Genomic DNA, 20,709 nt, shown 5'->3' with positions numbered 1-20,709 from the left:
GAGGGTTAGTGACCGAATTGCGGATGTTCTTGCGTGACGACGCGGACGCGGTTGCTGACATGGGCGGCGGCGTCGGCGCCGGCCGCCTTGCCGCCGTCGGTCGCGAAGGCCGCCGCCATGGCTTCCTCGCTCTCGAACCACATCTCGCTGACCGAATCATAGGTGTTGGCGGGATCGTCCTTCACCACCACGTCCACCTGGTACTTCTTCATGCCGGGCACGCCGCGGGCGAGCTTCGGATGCTCCTCCAGCGCCCATTTCTTGTAGTCGGCGAAGCTCATACCTTCCTTGCGCTTCATCAATGACATGACCTTGATCATTCTCTGCTCTCCGGTTGCTTTGGGAAACTGCTTACTTGCTCTTCAGCGCGTCGAGGCCGCGCAGCACCTTCTCCGGCGTGATCGGCATCGATTCGACGCGGACGCCGCAGGCATCGAAGATCGCGTTGGCGATGGCGGCGATCGGGGAATTGGCGGTCATCTCGCCGATGCCCTTGGCTCCGTAGGGGCCGTTGGACGCGGGCCGCTCGATGATGGCGCTTTCCATCACCGCGATGTCGCCGGGGCCGGGCATCAGGTATTCACTGAAATCCAGCGGCCCATGGGCGCGGTCGGGATAGTAGGGCTCGGTGGTCTCGTAGAGCGCGTGGCTCATGCCCATCCAGGCGCCGCCGACGATCTGCTGGTGCGCCATGGCGGGATTCATCGCCCGGCCGATCTCATAGGCATTGGTGAGCTTCAGGACGAAGATCTCGCCGGTCTCGTCATCGACCTCGACCTCGGCGACGGTGCAGGCATGGGCCTGCGCGGAGTCCGGGTTCATCTCGCCGGTCTCCGGCACGACGTCGCTCTTCGGCTTCATGAAGATGCCGCGGCCGGAGATGGTCTTGCCGTATTTGAAATGCGCCGCCAGCGCGACATTCAGCACGTCGACCGCTTTCTCCGGCGAGCCCTTCACATGGATCTTGCCCTTGCCGTCGGTGACGAGATCGGCCGGGTCGACCTCCAGCTCCTCCGCCGCGACGTCCAGCATCACCGAGCGCGCCTCTTTCGCGGCCATGATGATGGCGTTACCGATGCGGTGGGTGCCCCGGCTGGCAAAAGTGCCCATGCAATGCGGGCCGGTATCGGTGTCGGCGGTGTCGACCCAGACGGTGTCGACCGGCACGCCCAGGGTCTCGGCGCCGATCTGCGCCATCACGGTCTTCAAGCCCTGGCCGAGATCGACCGAGGAGAGCGTGATCACGAAGCTGCCGGTGGTGGTGGCATGGATCAGCGCCTGGCTGGGATCACCGCCGAGATTCATGCCGGTCGGGTAGTTGACGGCGGCGACGCCGCGGCCTTTCAGCATGGCCATGTCACAAGCCCTCCTTGTTCAAGGAGCTCATCTTCTTGAACCGCTCCGGCAGGTTGCGGCCGGTCATCTCGGCCGCCTTCTGCATCACCTCGACGAGGGCGCAGCCTTCGGCCTTCTTGCGATGCGCCTTGATGTCGCCGTCGCGATAGGCATTCAGCATGCGGAACTCGATCGGGTCCATCTTGAGCTGGCGGGCGATGCGGTCCATCTGCGATTCCAGCGCGAAATCGCCGATGGTGACGCCGAAGCCGCGCATCGCGGAGGAAGGCGTGCGGTTGGTGTAGACGCAATGCGCATCGACCCAGACATTGGGGATGCTGTAGGGTCCCGGCATATGCGCCGCGGCCTTGGTGGTGCCATAGGGCGAATGGCGCGAATAGGCGCCGGCGTCGACATACAGCGTGACCTTCCGGGCGATGATCCGCCCGTCCTTCATCACGCCGTCCTTGATGTAGATCCGCTCGGCGGCGCGCGGCGAGGAGACTTGCATCTCCTCTTCGCGGCTGTAGGCGTATTTGACCGGACGCTGGGTCAGCATCGCGGCGATGATCGCGATCGGCTCAACGGTGACGTCGACCTTGCCGCCGAAGCCGCCGCCCACCGTGCCGCCCTTGACGCGCAGCTTGTTGAACGGCAGGCCGACGATCAGCGCCGCGTTGTCGAGGGTGAAATAGCAGGCCTGGGTGTTGGAATAGATGGTGAAGCGGCCGTCGCCCTCGGGCCTCACGATGCAGCCGGTGGTCTCGGTCGGGGCATGCTCGATCGGCGCCGACTGGTAGCGATGCTCGATCACGTGGTCGGCCTGGGCGAAAGCCTTGTCCACATCACCGAAACGGATGCGGCGGCAATGATGGCCTTCATAGACGAAGTAGTTCTTGCCATGCGGCTTGATCGCCGGCGTGCCGGGCTTCAGCGCCTCCTCGACATCGAAGACTGCGGGGAGATCCTTGTAGTCGATCTTCACCTTGGACGCGGCCTCGCCCGCGGCTTCCGCGGTCTCGGCCAGGATGGCGGCGATCTGCTCGCCCTGGAACAGCACACGATCCTCGGGCAGGACCGGCTCGTCATTCGGCTCGACGCCGATCAGCCGCAGGATCGTGTACCAGTTGTTGGGCACGTCCTTGTGCGTGAGCGCGCGGACGAAGCCCGGCACTTTCTCGGCCGGCTTGGTATCGACCTTCTTCAGCAGCGCGTGATGCCGGGTCGAACGCGCCATCTTCAGATGCAGCATCCCCGGGAAAGAGACGTCCTCGTAGAACTGGGTCTTGCCGGTGACATGGGCGCGGGCATCGACGCGCGGCACCGTGGTGCCAACCACGTCAAGCTCGGCCTCGCGCTCGGCGGCGAAGAACTTCGTGTCGATCTGTTCGAAATCCTGCATGGCCGTCACTCCGCTGCCTTTTTGCGGGGAGGCGCGGCCTTCTTCATCTTCGCCGCGGCGGCCAGGACCGCGTCGATGATGGCTTCATAGCCGGTACAGCGGCAGACATTGCCGGAGATCGCCCGCACCACCTCGGTGCGGCTGGGGCTGGGATTGGCGGTGAGCAGGCCCTTGGCGGCCATGATCATGCCGCTCGAACAGAAGCCGCATTGGGTGGCGAAATTCTCGATGAAGCTTTCCTGCAGGGCATGCAGCGCCGCGCCGTCGGCCAGGCCTTCCAGGGTCTCGACCTTGCGCTCGCCGACCGTCTCGATCGGGACGAGGCAGGCGAAGACCGGCTTGCCGTCGAGCAATACGGTGCAGGTGCCGCAGGTGCCCTGCGCACAACCCTTCTTGGCCGCGGTCAGGCTGAGCGATTCGCGGAGCGCATCGAGCAGGGTGGTGCCGGGGCGCGTCAGAAACTCCTGCGCGCGGCCGTTGACCTTCAGGGTGACGACAGACGATGGCATGGATCCCCTCCCAGGGAGACGCGCGGCTTATCCGCCGCGTCGCCGGTTGAACTATTCGCCGAGAATCGCGCGGCGGAAATGCACGGGCAGGACGCGCGCCCGGTACCAGGCACTGGCATAGGCGTCGGTGAAAGGCGCGGCATCCTTGATCAACAGCGCGCCGGCTTTGGCCGTTGCTTCTGCGTCGAACTTCTGCCCTTCGAGCGCCGCCGCGGCCTTGACCGCAAGCACTGGTTTCGCGCCGCAGCCGCCGAGCGCGATCCGCGCCCCGCCGATCTTCTTCTGCTTCTGCGGCAGATGCGCGGCGATGGTGACGATCGACGCCGAGTTCGCGGCGCGGCGCATCGCCTTGCGGTAGAACCAGCTGCCCTTCTCCGGGCGCTTGAAGCTCACCGCGGTCACGATCGCATCGCGGGCGACGCCCTTCAGCAGGATCTCCGCGACCGACACCTTCTTCACGCCGCGCTTGGTCGCGACCGTCGCTTCTGCATTCAATGCCAGCAGGCAGACGGCGATGTCGCCATAGGGCTGCTCGGTGAAGAGATTGCCGCCGATGGTCGCGAGATTGCGCAAGGTCGGCGAGCCCACCGATTCGATCGCCGGGTGCAGGAAAGCGAGACCGCGCTCCTCGCCGATCGCCGCCAAGGTGGTCGCGGCGCCAATCGTGACCTTCTCGCCCTTGATCGCGATCCGGTCGAGCTTGCATTGGCTGAGACTGACCAGCGACCCGAGGCCGGAGAGTCCCGCCTGCACCTTCGGCATGACCAGCGTGCCGCCGCCGATCACCAAAGCATCGCGCGCCCGCGCCAGGTGGCTTACGGCCTCGGCGGTGGTGCGCGGAACATCGATTGCTCGCAGCAATGGTTCCTCCCCTGATTCGACTTCTTATTGCAATCGATTATCGATAGTAGGAAACTGGAGTCAAGGCGCTTGGCAGGGCGTATAAGTGGAAAGCTACACCAAGTGTGATGGGACTCGCTTGAGCCGGATGCGACCGGTCGGTAGGGTCCCGCGGCCTGTCGGCGCCAGAACATGACGGTGTCAGGGCGGAAACGACGCCAACCACAAGACTAAGTTCTCTCGCGGCACCAGCGAATGCGAGGGACGGCACATAAGCCGGCGGGCCGCGATGGAGGGGAGAAAACGCGTGAATGAGTCCAGCGTGAAGCGGCTGCCGCTTCGGCACCAGATCAAGGAAGCCATCATCGAGCGGATCGTGGCCGGCAAGCTCCGGTCCGGCGACCGCCTGGTCGAAATGAAGATCGCCGCCGAGTTCGGCACCAGTCAGGCGCCGGTGCGCGAGGCCCTGCGCGAGCTGGAGGCGATCGGCTTCCTCTCGGCGACCCCGCATCGCGGCGCCTTCGTGCGCGATTTCTGGCGCCAGGGCCTGAAGGAATTCTACGCCGTGCGCGGCGCGCTCGAGGAATCGGCGACCCGCCAGGCGATGCCACTGCAGGAAGCGGATATCGACAAGCTCGAGAACGAACTCGAAGCGATGCATGCGGCGGCGCTGGCGCAGAATCTCGACGCTATCGCCAAGCACAGCGTCGCCTTCCACGAGGTGATCGTGAAGGCGGCGCATAACGAGCTGCTCTACACGGTCTGGAAGTCGCTCTGCATCGAGACCCGCACCACGGTGACCCTGATGGCCGCCGGCGACAGCCTGGTCGAGCTGGCCGACAGCCACCGCGAGATCATCGACTCGATCAAGAGCGGCGACGTCGAAGCCGCCTGCCGCGCCGCGCGCCAGCACCAGGACATCTTCGAGCACCTGCCGGTGCTGGAAGAAGCCGAAGCACCGAGCGCGGCCGATCCGGAACAGCCGGCGGCTTAAGGCTTACGCCACCGCGTCCCATGCGTGAGGTGATGGGCGAGCAATTGCCCGAGCCTCGCGGCGCCCAGCGGCAGCTTGTGGATGCGCTGCAGGATGTCTTGGTCGGGCAGGCCGTTGGCTTCGACGATCGCCGGGCCGTCCTCGAGCACCGCCACGTCCCAGCCGATCACCACGCGCTCGCCGAGCTTCAAATGGGCTTCCGCGACCAGCGCCATCACCTCGGGCCAAAAGGGCACGATGCGGCCGGCGATGCGGCCGCCGGTGACGGGATGCGCTTCATGCCAGCGCGTGCTCGCTTTCAGCCCCATGTCGCTGGCGGCACCGAGCCGGCCGGTCGCCGAATCGACCGGCGCCGCGATGCCGCCGGCGTGGAAGTTGTCCACCGCTGAATCCGGCCGGCTCGGCATCCGCAAGACCGCGCCGATCAACTCCGGCCGCTCCTGTTCGTCGAGCGCCGTCACCACGCGGAAGGTCGAGAGCGCGCCGAGGTTGATGTCGGCAAGATCGGGATGGTTGACCAGCCGCGGCTGCAGCAGCAATGCGCCGACATGCGAATGGTCGGCGAGATGGGTCATGAGTCCCGCCTCATCGAACGAATGCCGCCCGCAATGCCAATGCCCGTTCTCGTAGCGCCAGCATTCCGCACCGCGCCCGCCCTTGCCTTCGATCAGCTTCACGAAGAGATCGATCGGCGGCAGCGGGTCCGCTTCCCGAGCCTTGACCTTGCCCTTCTCGAACCGCGCCAGGACCGGCGCCGCGCGCAGGCCGGCCGCGATGCATTCCGCGGTGAAAGCCACCTTGTTGCGGAACGGGTTGCGGCGGCTGGGATCGAAATCGCGCGGCCGCAACAGGAAGAACGCACCGCCCTTGGTCTCCGCGCGCAAGAGATACTCGTCGGCGCGGCGGCGATGGTCGTCGAGGTAGAGCTCGAACATATAGTAGGCCGAGGGCGGGATGAGATGGCGACGGGCCAGCCGCAGCTGTTCGCCGAACTGCGCAAGGCGGCTCTTGCCGGTCGCGCGGGCCACCCGCCCCCCGAGCTTGAGGCTGAGCCGTGCCGATTCCACCAGCGCCCAGGCCGGCCAGGTTGCCGCGGCCAGCCACAGGCCCAGCCGCTGGTGCCATTCGGCGCGGCGCCAGACCACCTGGCGATAATTGTCCCGGATGACCTCGGCATAGGCCAGTTCCGGCCCGGCGGGCGCGCGGCGCTTCAGCGGTGGCGGATAGAACCAGATCTGCACGCGGCTCGTCTCTTCGGCGGCTTGGCCCGGAAATCCAACTCGCCCGACCCCAGCTTGACAGGTCCCAACTTGACAGGTCAGGGGACAGGCATCGAATGTCTGCCAGCAATCCCGGCGCGACGCAATGTCGGGCAAGTGAAAACGGGGGAGAGATCATGCAGCAGCGCGGCCTGTCGGATGCAAAGTCGGTCGCCTTCGACTGGGTGAACGAGAACCGCCGCGCGCTCTCCGACTGGAACCAAGTAATCTGGCATTTCGCCGAGCCGGCTCTGCGCGAATACAAGTCCGCCGCCTGGTACGTGGACCGCCTCAGCCGTGAAGGGTTCAAGGTCGAGGCCGGCAGCGGCGGCATGCCCACCGCCTTCTCCGCGACCTTCGAGAACGGGGATGGCCCGGTGATCGCCGCCTATGCCGAATACGACGCGGTCCCCGGCAATTGCCAGGTCGCGGCCGCCCGCAAGGGGCCGCGGCCTGGCCTTTCCAAATACGCGGCCGGTCATACCGACCCGCATTCGGCGCTGGGCATCGCGGCTTTGGGCGGCGCGCTTGCGGCCAAGGCGGCGATGCAGCGGCACAACATCAAGGGCACGCTGCGCTTCTTCGGCGAGCCCGCCGAGAAGCTGCGGCTCTCGAAACCGGTCCATGCGGCCAAGGGCTATTACGACAGTATCGACGCCGCGATCAGCTTTCACCCGACCTATATGCTGCCCCTCTGCAATACGGTGCGCTGGGACACGCATTGCGGCGCGGCCTATGTCTGCATCTACAGCTTCGAATGCGTCGAGCCGGAATACTGGGGCTCGGCCGATGCCTCGAGCCCGATTCCGGCCTCGCATATCTCGGCCCGCGCACCTGGCGCCAACGACGCGCTGTTCACGATGTTCGGGCTGACCAAGCAGCTGCAGTCCTCGATGCTGCCCTTCACCACCGGCTGGTCGCTCTCGGAAGCAATCCTGACCGCGGGCCAGGCGACCGCCGACAATCTTCCGGCCCATGTGGCGCAGATCCAATACATCTGGCGCGTGCCGGATCTCGGTATGGCCGAGCAGGTCCTGCGCGTGCTCGACAACAACGCCGAGGCCGCGGCGAAAGCGGCGCATTGCAGCTGGCGGCGAATCTGGGTCAGCCGCTCGCGGCCCGGTCTCGCCAACCACGCGATGTCGAAGCTGGTCTACGACAACCTGAAACGCGCCGGTGCCCCGCAATGGGGCGACGAAGCCATTGCCTCGGCCCAGGCGATCCAGCGCGAGCTCGGCTTGGAGCCGATGGAGAAGCCCTATCTCGAGGCCATCGAGCGGCTGATCGAGCCGGAGGAAGCCGAGCGCCTGCTCCGCCGCAACCTGCCGCCAAGCCAGGTGAACTCGACCTCCGACGACTACACCGAATTTTGCTGGCATGCGCCGACCGCGCGCTTCTATGTCGGGCGCCCGATGCTGAAGGCGCCCCGCGGCTTCCACTATCCGGACTGGGTGCTGAACGCGCTCGGCGGCATCCCGGCCTGTATCGACCCTATGATCGAGACGGCCGCCAAGACCATCGCCGGCAGCATCTGCGACCTCCTGACACGTCCGGAGCTGTTGGCCGCGGCCAAAGCCGAGTTTGCCGAGCGGACCGGCGGTGGGATCGGCGGCAGCAACTGGATAAGTCCCCAGCTTCCCAAGGACTTCCGTCCCCCGATCGACTACCGCTGGCCGGAATATGTTACCACCAGCCGGGGCGAGGAATGGTGGATTCCGGCGGCCGCCGACGAATAGTTCACACCCGAATATTCAGATCTTCGAGCCGAGGGGGGCGCCCTTTGACTTGGATCAACGCACCGAGCCGCTTCCCGGCCTATTGATTTACCCTTGAACAGACCCAGCATGGACTTCGAGGGTGATGCACGCGACCTTTCATAGCCATCCCAACCTGGATGGATCGCTCGAGCAGCCGCCGACGGCCGAGGATCGGCGCCGCTTGCGCCGGCTGCCGCTGTTTGCCGGCGCCAACGATGCGACGGTCCAGGACCTGCTGGCGCGCACACCGATCAACGTCGTGCAACGGCACCAGCTTGCAGTGCGCGAGGGCGCCGTTCCCAACAGCGTGATGGCGGTGCTGTCCGGGCGCCTGGCGCTGTCGACCCAGATGTCGGGCGAGCAGCCGATCGTGATCGGCATCGTCGGCCGCGAAGAGATGGTGATGCCGGGTGCTGCCATCGTCGCCTCGCCCTATCCGCTTTCGGCCCGCGCCATCGAAGAGACGCGCATCGCCGTCGTGCCCTTGACCGACCTCTGGGCCGCGACCGAGCGCGACCGCGGCTTCGCCATGGATCTCGCCCGTCTTGCCAGCGGGGAATGGCAGGGCCTGCTCTCGATGCTGAAGGATTATCGCCTGCGCTCGGCGCCACAGCGTTTCGCCGCCTATCTGGTGCGACTCGCCAAGGAATCCGGTCGCGCGGAGTCCGGGTCCGTGGAGATCGAGCTGGTCGATGACCGCAAGACCCTCGCCAGTCTGCTGGGGATGACCCCGGAGAATCTCTCCCGCACCATCGCGCAGTTCCGCGACCGCGGCGTGGTCGTCTCCGGCCGCCTGGTCAGCATCCTCGACATCGCCGCCCTCGCCGCCTTCGCCGGCGTTTAACCCGGTTGAAGTAGGCCGCTTCGGCATGGGATGATTCCGCCCTGTTTCAGGGAGGAATACACCCATGACCACGGCGGATTGGCGCCCGGAGAGCTGCGCGGCGCAGGCGCTCGGCTGGATCGATCAGAAAACCGGCGCGATCAGCCCGCCGATCCACATGTCCTCGACCTTCCTGCGCGATCCGGACAACCAGTATCGCAGCGGCCATTCCTATATCCGCGACGACAATCCGTCCTTCGAGCAGGTCGAAGCGCTGTTGACCAAGCTCGAAGGCGGCGCCGCTGCGCTGGTCTTCGCCTCCGGCATGGCGGCGGTGACCTCCGTGTTCCTCGCGCATAAGCCCGGCGACCATGTGCTGGTGCCGGAGCATGTCTATTACGGCGTGCGCAAATGGCTGAACGGCTTCGCCAAACCCTGGGGGCTGCTGGTCGACTATGTCGACATGAGCAACCTCGACGCGGTGAAGCGAGCGACGCGGCCGGGCCAGACCAAGTTGATCTGGACCGAGACGCCGGCCAATCCGGTCTGGACCATCACCGATCTCGCCGCGATCGCGTCGATCGCCCATAACGCCGGCGCGAAGGTCGCGGTGGATTCGACGGTGGCGACGCCGGTCTTCTGCAAACCGCTCGCGCTCGGCGTCGATATCGTCATGCATTCGGCGACCAAGTTCCTGAACGGCCATTCCGATCTCTGCGCCGGCGCGCTGATCACACGGGCTGAAGACGAGATGTGGGAGCGGCTCTGGACCATCCGCACCCAATTGGGCTCGGTGATCGGCTCGATGGAGGCCTGGCTGCTCCTGCGCGGCATGCGCTCCTTGTTCCCGCGGGTGCAATGGGCGGCGCGCTCGGCGCAACAGCTGGCGGAGAAGCTGCTGGCGCATCCTTACGTCGATTCCGTGCTCTATCCGGGTCTCGCGAACTTTCCCGGCCATGACATCGCGCGGCGGCAGATGACCGGCGGCTTCGGCGCCATGCTGTCGATCCGCGTCAAGGGCCGGGAGACGGGCGCGATCAAGTCGGCGGCCAATGTGAACCTGTGGAAGCGCGCCACCTCATTGGGCGGCACCGAGAGCCTGATCGAGCACCGCGCCAGCATCGAAGGCGACCAATCGACCACGCCGAAAGACCTGTTGCGGCTTTCAGTCGGGCTCGAAGACCCGGACGATCTCTATGAAGACTTGAGCGCGGCGCTCGAAGCCGGGCACCGGAACTGAGCGTGGCCAATCTCCTGATCCTCGGCGCCAGCCGCGGCCTCGGCGCCGCCATGGTCGAGGGCCTGCCGCGCAAGGGCGACCAGGTCTTCGGCCTGTCCCGCTCAGAACCGGCTTGGCTGCGGCGCAAATCTTCGATCAAACGCGATTGGATCGAGGCCGATCTCACCGAGCTCGGCGCGGTGCAGAATGCGCGCGCGATGATCGGCAAGACGCCGATCGATGCGCTGATCCACGTCGCCGGCATCTGGGACGAGGCCGCGTTCGAGGCGATGCACGACGACGAGATCGCCGAGATCCTCGACGTCGATCTGCGCGCTTTCCTCGCCTTCACCCGCGGGCTCGCGCCGAACCTGCGGCGCGCCGGTCACGCCAAGATCATCGCCATCGGCTCGACGACCGGGGTCGAGAACAGCGGCGACATGACCGCGGTCACCTATGCCGCGGCGAAGTTCGGCTTGCGCGGCGCCTGTCAGGCTTTGCGCCAGCATTTCCGCAAGGACGGCATCGCCGTCACCTGCCTTTCGCCCGGCTCGATCGCCAGCGATGTGCCGCTCGGTGATGGGGCAACGTCCGCGCTGAAGAAGCACCGCGGCAAGCGCATGCCGGTCGCCGACATCGTCGCCATGACCCGCTGCATCCTCGACCTCTCGCCGGCGGCCTGCGTGAAAGAGATCACCATGCCGGCGCTGAAGGATCAGGATGTATAGGCGCCCGTTAAAGCCAGCGGCTTAGAACAGGTCCGGACACTCATACTTGACGACGCGGTATTGCTTGACGTCAGATTCAAGCGTTCCGGGCAGCACGAAGATGCTTACGTTCTGGCCCTTGTCCACGGCCAGGAGCGCCTTCCGGTTGAGGTAGCCCCCATAATAGCCGCTGACCTGATAGCACTTGGTGCGGTTGAAGCGATATAGATCGCTGGGCCAGGTCATGCAGTCATACTTGCCACCCGGCATGCAGCGCAGCGGCTCCAGCTCACCGACATCCGCGATGTATTGGCCTTTGAGCTTGTCGGTGTCGTCCAGGATACCCGCCATGGCGGCGGTCGACACCAGAGCCGACGCCGCGAGCGCAACCAGCAAACGCATCCGGATCCCCTTGCATTTCCCCGGGGACGGATTTTGCACGGAACGGTCGCAGCGCGCCAGAATCTCGGCGCGGGAAATTTTGCCGGGCTCTATTCCGCCGCTTTCTTCAGCCGCGGCCGGTTCGCCAGCGCCGTCTCGTAGAGGCCGAGGATGCGCTTGCGCTCTTCGCCTTCGAGCGGCAGGCGCGGGGCGCGGACCCATTCGGTGCCCAAGCCCACGACCTGCTGGCCGATCTTGATGTACTGGACCAGCTTCATATGCGTGTCCAGATGCAGGGTCGGGGTGAACCAGCGGTAGAGCGCGCGGGCTTCGTCGAAACGGCCGGCGATCGCCGCGTCCCAGAGCGCAATCGATTCCTCCGGGAAGACATCGGTGAGGCCGGAGACCCAGCCGTCGATGCCTAGGGCGACGCTTTCCAAGAGCAGGTCATCGACGCCGCAGAACAAGGTGTAGCGCTCGCCGAGCTCGTTGTGGAGATCGGTGATCCGGCGCGGGTCGTCGGAGGATTCCTTGATCGCGACGATGTTCTTTTCCGAGGCGAGCTCGATGAAGCCCTGCGGCTTCACATCGACGCCGTACACGAGCGGGTTGTTGTAGATCATGATCGGCAGGCCGGTCGAACGCGCGATCGTGCGGAAATGCTGGACCGCCTCGCGGGCATCGGCCTTGTAAACCATGCCGGGCAGCACCATCAGGCCGTCGATGCCGATCTTCTCGGCGTCCTTCGCATACTGGCAGCCCAGCGTGGTTGTGTATTCCGAGACGCCGGAGACGATCGGCACGCGGCCCTTCACGATTTCCTTAGCCGCCGCCAGGACCTGGCGCTTCTCCTCGGGCAGCAGCGAGCAATTCTCGCCACAGGTGCCGAGCATGATCAGGCCATGCACCCCGGCTTTCAGCAGCGCGTCGATTTCTTTCTGGGTCGCCCCGAGGTCGAGGGCGCCGTCCTTGGAGAACTGGGTGGTGACGGCCGGGAAGACTCCGGTCCAGGCGGATTTGTTGCTCATTCGGGTCAACTCCCTGCTCGCTGTCTCATTTCGGATATTGTATACAATCTACAAGACGGATGTCAAGCCCGGTTAAGCCGCATCGCCGGAGTCACGCCCAGCATGGTATCGTTCCAAGCATGAATCGCCCCCTGGTCAACCACGTCATCGAGCGCCGTACCGTTGCCGCCGAAGCCGCCGAGATCCTGCGGCAGCGCATCCTGTCGGGCGAGATCCGCGCCGGCCAGCCAATCCGCCAGGAACAGATCGCCCAGGAGCTCGGCGTCAGCCGCATCCCCTTGCGCGAGGCGCTGAAGCAGCTCGAAGCCGAGGGCTTCGTCACCATCGCGCCGCATAAAGGCGCCGTCGTCTCGACCCTCTCCGCCGAGGAAGCGGAAGAGCTGTTCGCGCTGCGGGCTCAGCTCGAGCGCTGGCTGCTCAAGGAAGCGATTCCCCGGATGCGGGAAGCCGACTTCGCTCATCTCGACGCGATCATCGACGAGTCCCGGGCGCCTGACAACTTGGCCCGTTGGGGCGAGTTGAACTGGCATTTCCACGAGGCGCTGTATCGGCCGGCCGGCCGGCCGCTGTCGCTGCGCTTCCTGAAACGGGTGCATGACAACCTGGATCGATATTTGCGATTGCAGATCGCCATCACACGGGATTGGGACCGCGCCTACAAGGATCACCAGGACCTGGTCGCGTTGTCGCGCGAGCGGAATATCGAAGCGGCGGTCGCGTTGCTCGAGGATCACATTCTCGGCACCGCGAAGGCGCTGTCGAGCACGCTCGCCAAGCGATCCGCATGATCGGGAGTCGCCGCCGGGCATAGCTCACACGGTAAGCCCCAATCCGAAGCCCATTGGGCGCTTTACCGGGCGGCGGCAACAGATTACCTACAAAGACGCGTGGGCAAGGCGCGTGGGCTGGGTCGAGAACGGCATTGGGGAGTCTGACCGGAGTCGCATGAGTAGCGCGATCACATTGGACCGTCGCACGGCGGCGATCTTCTATTCCGATGTGGTCGGGTATAGCCGCCTCATGGGCGCGGATGAGATCGGCACCATATCGGCGCTGCGAACCACTTTGGGAACCATTGCCTTGCCGGCGATCCGCGACGCTAGCGGCCGCCTGGTGCAGGTCGCCGGCGACGCGATCCTGGCCGAGTTCTCCGGCGCGCCCGCCGCGGTCGATTGCGCGGTGACGATCCAGCGGCGCCTGGCCGAGCGCAACATCGGCATCGACCCGGAGCGGCGGATCGAATTCCGCATCGGCGTGAACTACGGCGAGATCATCGGCGAGGAAGACCGCATCTTCGGCGACACCGTGAACATCGCGGCGCGACTCGAAGGCATCGCCGAGCCGGGCGGCCTCGCGATCTCGCGCCGGGTGCTGGAGACCATCACCGACCGCAAGGACCTGGTGTTCGAGAGCCTGGGCGAGCGGCGGCTGAAGAACATCTCCCATCCGGTCGAGGTGTTCCGCCTGGCCAGCGGCCGGCCGAGCCGCTCGCTCGAGCCCGCGACCCTCACCTTGCCGCAGCGGCCGTCGATCGCGATCCTGCCCTTCGACAACCGCACCGGCGATCCCGAGCAGCAGTATTTCGCGGAAGGTCTCGCCGAGAGCGTCATCGTCGATCTGGCGCGCTTCCGCGCGCTGTTCGTGATCGCGCGCAACGCCAGCTTCGCCTATCGCAGCGCCGACGCGGACCTGATCGAGGTCGGCCGCAAATTGGGCGTGCGCTATGTGCTGACCGGCAGCCTCTGGGGCAGCGGCGACAAGCTCCGGCTCAACCTGCAGCTCTCCGACGCGGAATCCGGCGGCATGCTCTGGACCAGCCGGCGCGAATTCGACAAGGCCGACCTGTTCCGCACCCAGGACGAGATCACCCGCGAGATCGTCTCGGCTTTGCCCGGCCGGATCGAAGCCCATTGGCTGGAGGGGAGCCGGCGCAAGCGGGCGGAGAATTTCGTCGCCTATGACTATGTGCTGAAAGCCTGGGATCTTCTCTACGAGCATGGCGGCGACCAGCACACCGCGATCCGCAGCCTGGTCCAGCAGGCAATCTTCCTGCAGCCGGGCTATGCCCAGGCCCAGGCGATGCTGGCCTATTCCTGGATGCTGACCTGGTTCCGCAACCAGGATCCCTCCGCCTTGGATGCCGCCGAGCGCGAGGCCAAGCGTTCGCTGCTGCTCGATGCGACCGACGGCTGGTGCCAGTTCGTCGCCGGCTATGTGGCGCTCTATCGCCATCGCTTCGACGAGGCGGAGGAGCACTACAACCGCGCGATGGAGCTCAACCCGAACGACGCCCAGCTCTATTCCGAAATGGGCGCCTTCAAGAAATATCTCGGCGAGACCGAGGAGGCGATCGACTACCTGCGCCAGGCTTTGCGTTTGAACCCGACCCGCAATGCCTGGATCTGGCATGAGATGGGCCTGGCGCAGATCTCCGCACGGCGACCCGCGGAAGCGTTCGAGGCCTTCCAGAAGGTGCAGCCACCGCTGCCCTTCGACGACATCTATGTCGCGATCTGCCTGGCCAAGCTCGACCGGATCTCGGAAGCGAAGGCGCTGGCGCGGCGCGTGCTGATGGCGCGTCCCGGCATCACCGTGCGCGGCTGGGCCACTCGGGAGCCCTATTACGAAAAAGCCGATCTCCAGGACTTCCTCGACGGCATGCGCATCGCCGGATTCCCCGAGGAATAAAGCCTCACTTCGCCGTCACGAAACCGCCGTTTTGCTCCTGACACCACCCTGTCAGGAGGGCTCGACTACACTCTCCTGCCATGAATGGAGAGGTGTCCCATGCGCAGCAAAACCTGGAGCGGATTTCAGCAACAGCCGGCGCGCCGTTTCGGCGTCGATGGCGTGATGGCGGTGTTCCTGCGCGGCGTTGCCGAGGGTTTCCGGCGCGCGCGGCAGCGTCGCGACCTGGCCGCGCTTTCCGATCACAATCTGCGCGACATCGGCCTCACCCGCAGCGACGTCGAGGGCGAGATCGGCAAGCCGTTCTGGCGGGCGTGAACGGTCAGCTCGGGCTGAGCTGGCGGGCGAGATAATCGTTCAGGGTCTTGCCGCGCTCCGGCTTGAACTTGTCCTCGGAGAGCACGAGCGCCTGCATGCGGTCGAGCCGGAAGGCGCGGAAGTCCTGCCTGAGCTCGCACCAGGCGGCGAGAATCCAGATCGGTCCATAGAAAGCGAGGCCGAGCGGCCAGACCTGCCGCTCGGTCTCGGTCTCGCGGCCGTCCTTGTAGCGGAACTTCACTTTGAGCCGCTGCCGGAGCGCGCGGCGCAATTCCTGCGAATCGACGTTGAGCTTCTCCGCGAAGTGGCGGCTGGGGGCGATCAGTGCGGTCTCGGCCAGGCTGCGGCGCAGATGTTCCGGCAGCACCGCCTCGATCTTCGCCAGCACCTGGCCGGCGGATTCGGCGAGGCTCTTGTCGGTCCAGGATTCGACGATCCGGGCGCCGAGGACCAGGGCCTCGAGTTCCTGCGAATCGAACATCAGCGGCGGGAGGTCGTAACCGCCACGCAAGGCATAGCCCAGGCCCGGCGCGCCTTCGACCGGCACGCCGCTCGCCATCAGCTCGGCAATGTCGCGATAGATGGTGCGCTCCGAGACTTCCAGCTTCTCGGCCAGCTCGCTGGCGCGGACCAGGCGGTGGCGGCGCAGATGCTGGATGATATCGAACAGACGCTGGGCGCGGCGCATGGAAATCTCCTCCGCTGCAGGTCGCGGGAGCGCAGCCTAGTCTCCTGACATTCTCCTGTCACCAGCGAAGCGTGGAAATCGGGCAACCGATGCCGGGTGGCCCGGTTGATTTCAAAAGCAATGGAGGAAGGCATGCGCGGCAAAGTCGCCTGGCTGGTGGTCGCCGACGGACAGCGCGCGACCGTGTATCACAACAGCGGGCCGGGCAAGGGCCTGGAGATCATCCGGGGTCTCGGCGGGCATCAGGAAGTGCCGCCGAGCCGCGAGATCGTCAGCGACGCGCCGGGCCGCAACCGCGGCGTCGGCGGTGGCGCGGCGCCGATGGACGGCGGGGCCAATCCGCACGAGCTGGAAGAAAAGCGATTCACCGAGAGTCTGGCCGAGGAAGTGAACCGAGCCGCGCTGGCGAAGCAGTTCGACCGGCTGATCCTGGCGGCGCCGCCGCGCACGCTGGGCATCCTGCGGAAGTCGCTCTCATCGCACGCGACCGGGCGGGTGATCGCCGAGCTCGACAAGGATTTGACCAAGGCCTCCCGTGACGATCTCGCGGCGCAGATCGACGGACATATCGCGGCCTGAGCTGCCACCGCCCGTCGTCCGTCCGTCATCGGTCTGTGCTAATAGGCGCACTAGGCTTGCCGCCAGGGCTTTGCCTAGATGGCGGAAATTGCGCAGCGACGACGGCGGGAAATGGGGCAGCGAAGGCGGTATTTCCAACGGATCTGGCGGCTGATCAAGCTGCGGCTGCTGGTGCCGCTGATGCGCAGCCAGCACCCGCCGGAATACGCCGCCTGGGGCACCGCGGTCGGCCTCGCCTGGGCCTTCACGCCGACCCCCGGCATCCAGATGCTGGTGGTGCTGGCGACCTGGCTGGTTGGGCGGGCCTTCCATTGGCATTTCAGCCTGGTCCTCGCCGCCGCCTGGACCTGGGTCAGCAACATCTTCACCGGACCGCCGGTGCTCTATCTCTCTTACGCCACCGGGCAGGTCCTGCTCGGGCGCTGGGACGACATCACCGGCTATGAGAGCTTCATCCGGCTCTGGGAAAGCGCCTTCTCGACCGGCCAGCCTATTTCCGTGCAGGTGATGACCGCGCTCAAGATGGCCATCCGCGATTGGGGCCTCGCGATCTGGATCGGCTGCCTGCCTTGGTGCGCGCTGCTGGCTGTGCTCGGCTACCATTGGAGCCTGCGTTTCGTCATCGCCCACCGTCACCGCAAGGTCCGCCGTCTCGCGCGTCGCCTGGCGCATAGAGAATGACGCGGGACGGGTGACTCCGCTCCGCCTTGGCGCTAGATGATTGGGTCGTCGAGACATGAGCGGGGCGATGCCGCGTAAGCGAACGGGATTCTGGGACCGAATGGCGCGGCTGGTGAAGTTTCGCCTCGTGGTCCCGCTGATGCGCAGCCGGCACACGGCGGAATATTCGGCGCGCGGCACCGCGATCGGCCTCGCCTGGGCCTTCACGCCGACGGTCGGCATCCAGATGCCGCTGGTGCTGGTGACCTGGCTGATCGCCCGCCGGCTGTTTCGCTGGGATTTCAGCCTGATCCTCGGCCTCGCCTGGACCTGGACCACCAACGTCTTCACCGCGCTGCCTTGCTATTACCTGTTCTACGTCACCGGCCGCACCATGCTCGGGCGCTGGGACGAGGTTTCCGGCTATGCGCGCTTCCTCGATCTCTGGCAGAGCTTCTTCCGCGCGGACCAGACGCTGGAGCAGCAGGTCGCCACCATGTTCGACGTGCTGGTCAAGGACTGGGGCATCGCCATGTGGGTCGGCTCCCTTCCCTGGTCGGCCCTGGTCGCCTTCCTGGGCTATCGCTGGAGCCTGAAATTCATCCATGCCTATCGCCATGCCCGCGAGCACCGGCGCCACGTCCGCCACCAGCGGCGCCACCCGCACTGAAGCCGGTCCGTGGCGGCCAGCACCGACTTGATCCGCCGCGGCCGATCCCCTAGCTTCGCCGCAGCCTTTCCGGGGGATATCTTGACCAAGGCGGCAGCGACCGAGTTCGATACCTTCATCAAGCGGCATCCACAGACCGTGCATGTCGATGCCTTCCTGCATGACCTGAACGGCAATCTCCGCGGCAAGCGGCTGCCGGTCGCGGAGGCGGCGAAGCTGTGGAAGTCCGGGCTGGAGATGCCGCGCTGCATGCTGTTCCTGGACCCGACCGGCGACGATCTCAATCCCGGCGAACGCTCGACCGGCTTGGGCGATCCCGACGGCGCGGCGCGGCCGATCCCGGGCCTGCTCGCCAACGTCCCCTGGGCCGACGAGCCGACCGCGCAGATCCTGCTGCAGATGACCGATCCGTTGGGCGATCCCAACCACGGGCATCCCTCGCGCTATTGCGCCCGCGCGGCACTCGCCGAGACCCTGGCGCATTTCAAGCGGCTGAAGCTCACGCCGGTGGTGGCGGTCGAGCTCGAGTTCTACCTGTTCGACCGCGACCGCAGCACCGAAGGTCTGCCGGTCGCGGTGAAGAATCCGCTGACCGGGCGGCCCGAGACCTCGAAACAGCCTTACAGCATCGACGACCTCGATGCCTATGGCGCCTTCATCCGCCGCGTCGCGGCCTACGCGCGGGAGCAGAATATCCCCGCTTCCGCCGCGATCACGGAGTATTCGCCGGGCCAGTTCGAGATCAACCTGAAGCACGAAGCCGACGCGGTCGCGGCCTGCGACCATGCGGTGCTGCTGAAGCGCGCGATCAAGGCGGCGGCGCGGGTCGACGGCCATCACGCCAGCTTCATGGCCAAGCCCTTCCTCGACCAGGCGGGCAGCGGCATGCATATCCATGTCAGCCTGGTGGACAGCCGCGGCAAGAACCTGTTCGGCGAGAGCGGCGCCAAAGGCGAGACGCTGCTCCGCCAGGCGATCGCCGGACTGCAGGTGGCGATGCCGGAATCGATGGCGATCTTCGGCGGCAACCTCAACGGCTTCCGCCGCTACCAGCCCGGGCACAACGTGCCGATCACGCCGGCCTGGGGAAACAACAACCGCTCGGTCGCCTTCCGCATTCCGGCGGGCGGCGGGGCGGCGCGGCGGATCGAGCACCGGGTCGCCGGCGCCGACGCCAATCCCTATCTGGTGATGGCGGCGGTGCTGGCCGGCATGCTGCACGGCATCGAGAAGCGCCTCTCGCCCACGGCCGAGACCAAGGGCGATGCCGGCGACGACGCGGATCCCAATGTGCCTTTCGAGTTCACTGCCGCGCTGGATCGTTTCGCCAAGGCGAAGATCCTGCCGCGCCATATCGCGCCGGACATCCTCGAGCTGATGCGCGACCAGCGCCGGCTCGAGATGCAGAAGTTCATGGGCACGATCTCGCGCCAGGAATACGACTGGTTTTTGTAAGCGCACCAGACTATCGGCGCGCAGCGGGGTTGGCGGGGCGGCCGCTGCGCGCCGATCAAAGAATCAGAAGAACATCCAGAGCAGATAGACGTGGCTGACCAGGATGCTCATCAGCATCAGTGGGAAGGCCAGTTTCATGAACTCCAGGAAACGGAAGGGCACGCCGGCGCGCTCGCCGATGCCCGCGACCGTGAGATTGGCCGAGGCGCCGATCAATGTGCCGTTGCCGCCAAAGCAGGCGCCCAGAGACAAGGCCCACCAAAGCGGCAGGATCGCCTGGTCGCCGCCCAAGGCCGGCGCCATCGACTTGATCAGCGGGATCATGGTGGCGACGAAGGGGATGTTGTCGATGATCGCCGAGAGGATGGCCGAGGCCCAGAGGATGGCGATCGCCAGCGCCTTCATATCGCCGCCGGTGGCGCCGACCAGGGCATCGGCCAGCAGCCGCAGCAGGCCGGCATGCTCGACGCCGGCCACCACGATGAACAGGCCGACGAAGAAGAAGATGGTGATCCACTCGACCTCGTTGAAGCTCTCGATCAGGCTTTCATGCTGGTGCTCGGCGCTGCGGCCGAGATTGTCGAGCAGCAGCAGGATGGCGGCGCCGAAAAGCGCGATGGTGCCGGCCTCGAGATGGATGAAACGCGCGGTCGCGAAGGCCAGCACCACCAGGACGATGACCGCGACCGACTGCTTCATGAGCCTTGGATCGGTGATGGCGGCGCGGTGGTCCAGCGCCATGACCCGGGCCCGCGCCTCCGGCGTGGCGCTGAGCTTGCGGCCCCAGATCAGGTGGATCGCCAGCGACGTCAGCACCAGCACGACGACGCAGACCGGCGCCAGGGCATAGACGAAGTCCATGAAGGAAAGGCCGGCGGCGGAGCCGATCAGGATGTTCGGCGGGTCGCCGATCAGGGTCGCGGTGCCGCCGATGTTGGAGGCGAGGATCTCGGCGAAGAGGTAGGGATAGGGCGGCACCTTCAATTCGCGGCAGATCACCAGGGTGACCGGCGCGACCAGCAGCACGGTGGTGACGTTGTCGAGGAAGGCGGAGAACACCGCCGTCACCACCGAGAGGAGCAGCAGCACGCCGGCCGGGTTGGCGCGCGCAGTCCGCGCGGCGACGATTGCGACATACTGGAACACCCCGCAGCGCCTGGTGATCGCCACAATGAGCATCATCCCGGTCAGCAGGGCTAGGGTGTTGAAGTCGATGCCCGCGACCGCCTGCTCCTGGGTCAAGAGCCCGAGCGAGATCATCAAGCCGCCGCCGAGCAGAGCCACGATGGCGCGGTTCAACTTCTCGCTCATGATCGCGGCATAGGTCGCGATCAACAGCGCGGTTGAGGTCCAGAGCGGATCGAGCCCGAAAAGAACGTGTTCCGGCAAAGCAGCAT

The 20,709-nt window shown here is 66.0% G+C and carries 22 protein-coding genes; 12 read left to right on the top strand and 10 right to left on the bottom strand.

Annotated elements, in window-relative coordinates; genetic code table 11:
- Positions 1-5: 5 nt before the first annotated feature.
- The 5 genes from ACH2CY_RS12370 to ACH2CY_RS12350 are packed head-to-tail and all read right to left on the bottom strand — an operon-like array spanning position 6 to position 4,107.
- Positions 6-320: an EthD family reductase gene (locus ACH2CY_RS12370; protein ID WP_395019435.1), complete on the bottom strand. Its 315-nt coding sequence runs from the start codon at positions 318-320 to the stop codon at positions 6-8.
- A gap of 31 nt (positions 321-351) precedes the next feature.
- The gene (locus tag ACH2CY_RS12365) at positions 352-1,356 is read right to left on the bottom strand and encodes a xanthine dehydrogenase family protein molybdopterin-binding subunit (protein ID WP_395019434.1); all 1,005 of its coding nucleotides are present in this window, start codon (positions 1,354-1,356) and stop codon (positions 352-354) included.
- 1 nt (position 1,357) lies between these two features.
- Positions 1,358-2,737: a xanthine dehydrogenase family protein molybdopterin-binding subunit gene (locus tag ACH2CY_RS12360; protein ID WP_395019432.1), complete on the bottom strand. Its 1,380-nt coding sequence runs from the start codon at positions 2,735-2,737 to the stop codon at positions 1,358-1,360.
- 5 nt (positions 2,738-2,742) lie between these two features.
- Positions 2,743-3,246: a (2Fe-2S)-binding protein gene (locus ACH2CY_RS12355; RefSeq protein WP_395019430.1), complete on the bottom strand. Its 504-nt coding sequence runs from the start codon at positions 3,244-3,246 to the stop codon at positions 2,743-2,745.
- Between the two features lie 51 nt (positions 3,247-3,297).
- A complete protein-coding gene (locus ACH2CY_RS12350; RefSeq protein ID WP_395019428.1) occupies positions 3,298-4,107 on the bottom strand; it encodes an FAD binding domain-containing protein in 810 nt (269 codons plus the stop codon).
- Positions 4,108-4,393: 286 nt separating this feature from the next.
- Between ACH2CY_RS12350 and ACH2CY_RS12345 the strand changes: the two genes are divergently transcribed.
- Complete coding sequence (locus ACH2CY_RS12345) at positions 4,394-5,080, top strand: GntR family transcriptional regulator (protein WP_395019426.1); 687 nt, start codon at positions 4,394-4,396, stop codon at positions 5,078-5,080.
- Here the strand turns inward: ACH2CY_RS12345 and ACH2CY_RS12340 are convergent.
- Positions 5,077-6,321 carry a sugar-transfer associated ATP-grasp domain-containing protein gene (locus ACH2CY_RS12340; RefSeq protein WP_395019424.1) on the bottom strand — a complete coding sequence of 415 codons (1,245 nt, stop codon included), beginning with the start codon at positions 6,319-6,321 and terminating at the stop codon, positions 5,077-5,079. The genes ACH2CY_RS12345 and ACH2CY_RS12340 overlap by 4 nt on opposite strands.
- 155 nt (positions 6,322-6,476) lie before the next feature.
- Here ACH2CY_RS12340 and ACH2CY_RS12335 point away from each other — a divergent pair, with 155 nt between their 5' ends.
- The 4 genes from ACH2CY_RS12335 (at position 6,477) to ACH2CY_RS12320 (ending at position 10,866) form a co-directional block, all read left to right on the top strand.
- Positions 6,477-8,075, top strand: coding sequence for an amidohydrolase (locus ACH2CY_RS12335; protein ID WP_395019422.1), 1,599 nt, complete (start codon positions 6,477-6,479; stop codon positions 8,073-8,075).
- Positions 8,076-8,199: 124 nt separating this feature from the next.
- Positions 8,200-8,940: a helix-turn-helix domain-containing protein gene (locus ACH2CY_RS12330; protein WP_395019420.1), complete on the top strand. Its 741-nt coding sequence runs from the start codon at positions 8,200-8,202 to the stop codon at positions 8,938-8,940.
- 64 nt (positions 8,941-9,004) lie between these two features.
- Positions 9,005-10,159, top strand: a complete 1,155-nt coding sequence (locus ACH2CY_RS12325; RefSeq protein ID WP_395019419.1) for a trans-sulfuration enzyme family protein — start codon at positions 9,005-9,007, stop codon at positions 10,157-10,159.
- Positions 10,160-10,161: 2 nt separating this feature from the next.
- On the top strand, positions 10,162-10,866 hold the full coding sequence (locus ACH2CY_RS12320; protein WP_395019417.1) for an SDR family NAD(P)-dependent oxidoreductase: 705 nt from the start codon (positions 10,162-10,164) through the stop codon (positions 10,864-10,866).
- Between the two features lie 21 nt (positions 10,867-10,887).
- On the opposite strand, the gene ACH2CY_RS12315 is transcribed toward ACH2CY_RS12320, so the two are convergent.
- Together ACH2CY_RS12315 and ACH2CY_RS12310 are read right to left on the bottom strand one after the other, a co-directional pair.
- Positions 10,888-11,247 carry a hypothetical protein gene (locus ACH2CY_RS12315; protein ID WP_395019415.1) on the bottom strand — a complete coding sequence of 120 codons (360 nt, stop codon included), beginning with the start codon at positions 11,245-11,247 and terminating at the stop codon, positions 10,888-10,890.
- Between the two features lie 89 nt (positions 11,248-11,336).
- Positions 11,337-12,254, bottom strand: a complete 918-nt coding sequence (locus ACH2CY_RS12310) for a dihydrodipicolinate synthase family protein (RefSeq protein ID WP_395019413.1) — start codon at positions 12,252-12,254, stop codon at positions 11,337-11,339.
- A gap of 119 nt (positions 12,255-12,373) precedes the next feature.
- Here ACH2CY_RS12310 and ACH2CY_RS12305 point away from each other — a divergent pair, with 119 nt between their 5' ends.
- The 3 genes from ACH2CY_RS12305 to ACH2CY_RS12295 all read left to right on the top strand — a co-directional run bounded on the left by ACH2CY_RS12305 (position 12,374) and on the right by ACH2CY_RS12295 (position 15,260).
- Positions 12,374-13,042 carry a GntR family transcriptional regulator gene (locus tag ACH2CY_RS12305; protein WP_395019411.1) on the top strand — a complete coding sequence of 223 codons (669 nt, stop codon included), beginning with the start codon at positions 12,374-12,376 and terminating at the stop codon, positions 13,040-13,042.
- A 157-nt stretch (positions 13,043-13,199) separates the two neighbouring features.
- Complete coding sequence (locus tag ACH2CY_RS12300; protein WP_395019410.1) at positions 13,200-14,942, top strand: adenylate/guanylate cyclase domain-containing protein; 1,743 nt, start codon at positions 13,200-13,202, stop codon at positions 14,940-14,942.
- Between the two features lie 99 nt (positions 14,943-15,041).
- On the top strand, positions 15,042-15,260 hold the full coding sequence (locus ACH2CY_RS12295; RefSeq protein ID WP_395019408.1) for a DUF1127 domain-containing protein: 219 nt from the start codon (positions 15,042-15,044) through the stop codon (positions 15,258-15,260).
- 4 nt (positions 15,261-15,264) lie between these two features.
- Here ACH2CY_RS12295 and ACH2CY_RS12290 read toward each other — a convergent pair whose 3' ends face one another.
- Complete coding sequence (locus tag ACH2CY_RS12290) at positions 15,265-15,948, bottom strand: helix-turn-helix transcriptional regulator (RefSeq protein WP_395019407.1); 684 nt, start codon at positions 15,946-15,948, stop codon at positions 15,265-15,267.
- 132 nt (positions 15,949-16,080) lie between these two features.
- Here ACH2CY_RS12290 and ACH2CY_RS12285 point away from each other — a divergent pair, with 132 nt between their 5' ends.
- The 4 genes from ACH2CY_RS12285 (at position 16,081) to ACH2CY_RS12270 (ending at position 19,312) form a co-directional block, all read left to right on the top strand.
- Positions 16,081-16,527, top strand: a complete 447-nt coding sequence (locus ACH2CY_RS12285; RefSeq protein WP_395019405.1) for a host attachment protein — start codon at positions 16,081-16,083, stop codon at positions 16,525-16,527.
- Between the two features lie 111 nt (positions 16,528-16,638).
- Positions 16,639-17,208, top strand: coding sequence for a DUF2062 domain-containing protein (locus ACH2CY_RS12280; RefSeq protein ID WP_395019403.1), 570 nt, complete (start codon positions 16,639-16,641; stop codon positions 17,206-17,208).
- Between the two features lie 67 nt (positions 17,209-17,275).
- Positions 17,276-17,857 carry a DUF2062 domain-containing protein gene (locus ACH2CY_RS12275; RefSeq protein ID WP_395019401.1) on the top strand — a complete coding sequence of 194 codons (582 nt, stop codon included), beginning with the start codon at positions 17,276-17,278 and terminating at the stop codon, positions 17,855-17,857.
- A gap of 81 nt (positions 17,858-17,938) precedes the next feature.
- Complete coding sequence (locus tag ACH2CY_RS12270) at positions 17,939-19,312, top strand: glutamine synthetase family protein (protein ID WP_395019399.1); 1,374 nt, start codon at positions 17,939-17,941, stop codon at positions 19,310-19,312.
- Between the two features lie 63 nt (positions 19,313-19,375).
- Here the strand turns inward: ACH2CY_RS12270 and ACH2CY_RS12265 are convergent, their stop codons facing one another.
- On the bottom strand, positions 19,376-20,701 hold the full coding sequence (locus tag ACH2CY_RS12265) for an SLC13 family permease (RefSeq protein WP_395019397.1): 1,326 nt from the start codon (positions 20,699-20,701) through the stop codon (positions 19,376-19,378).
- Positions 20,702-20,709 lie beyond the last annotated feature (8 nt).

The sequence above is a fragment of the Dongia sp. genome (genome assembly GCF_041905885.1).
In the GTDB taxonomy this organism is placed as follows: Bacteria; Pseudomonadota; Alphaproteobacteria; order Dongiales; family Dongiaceae; genus Dongia.
The sequence above is the reverse complement of the archived record's forward strand: the minus strand, read 5'-3'. Positions and strand labels throughout refer to the sequence as shown.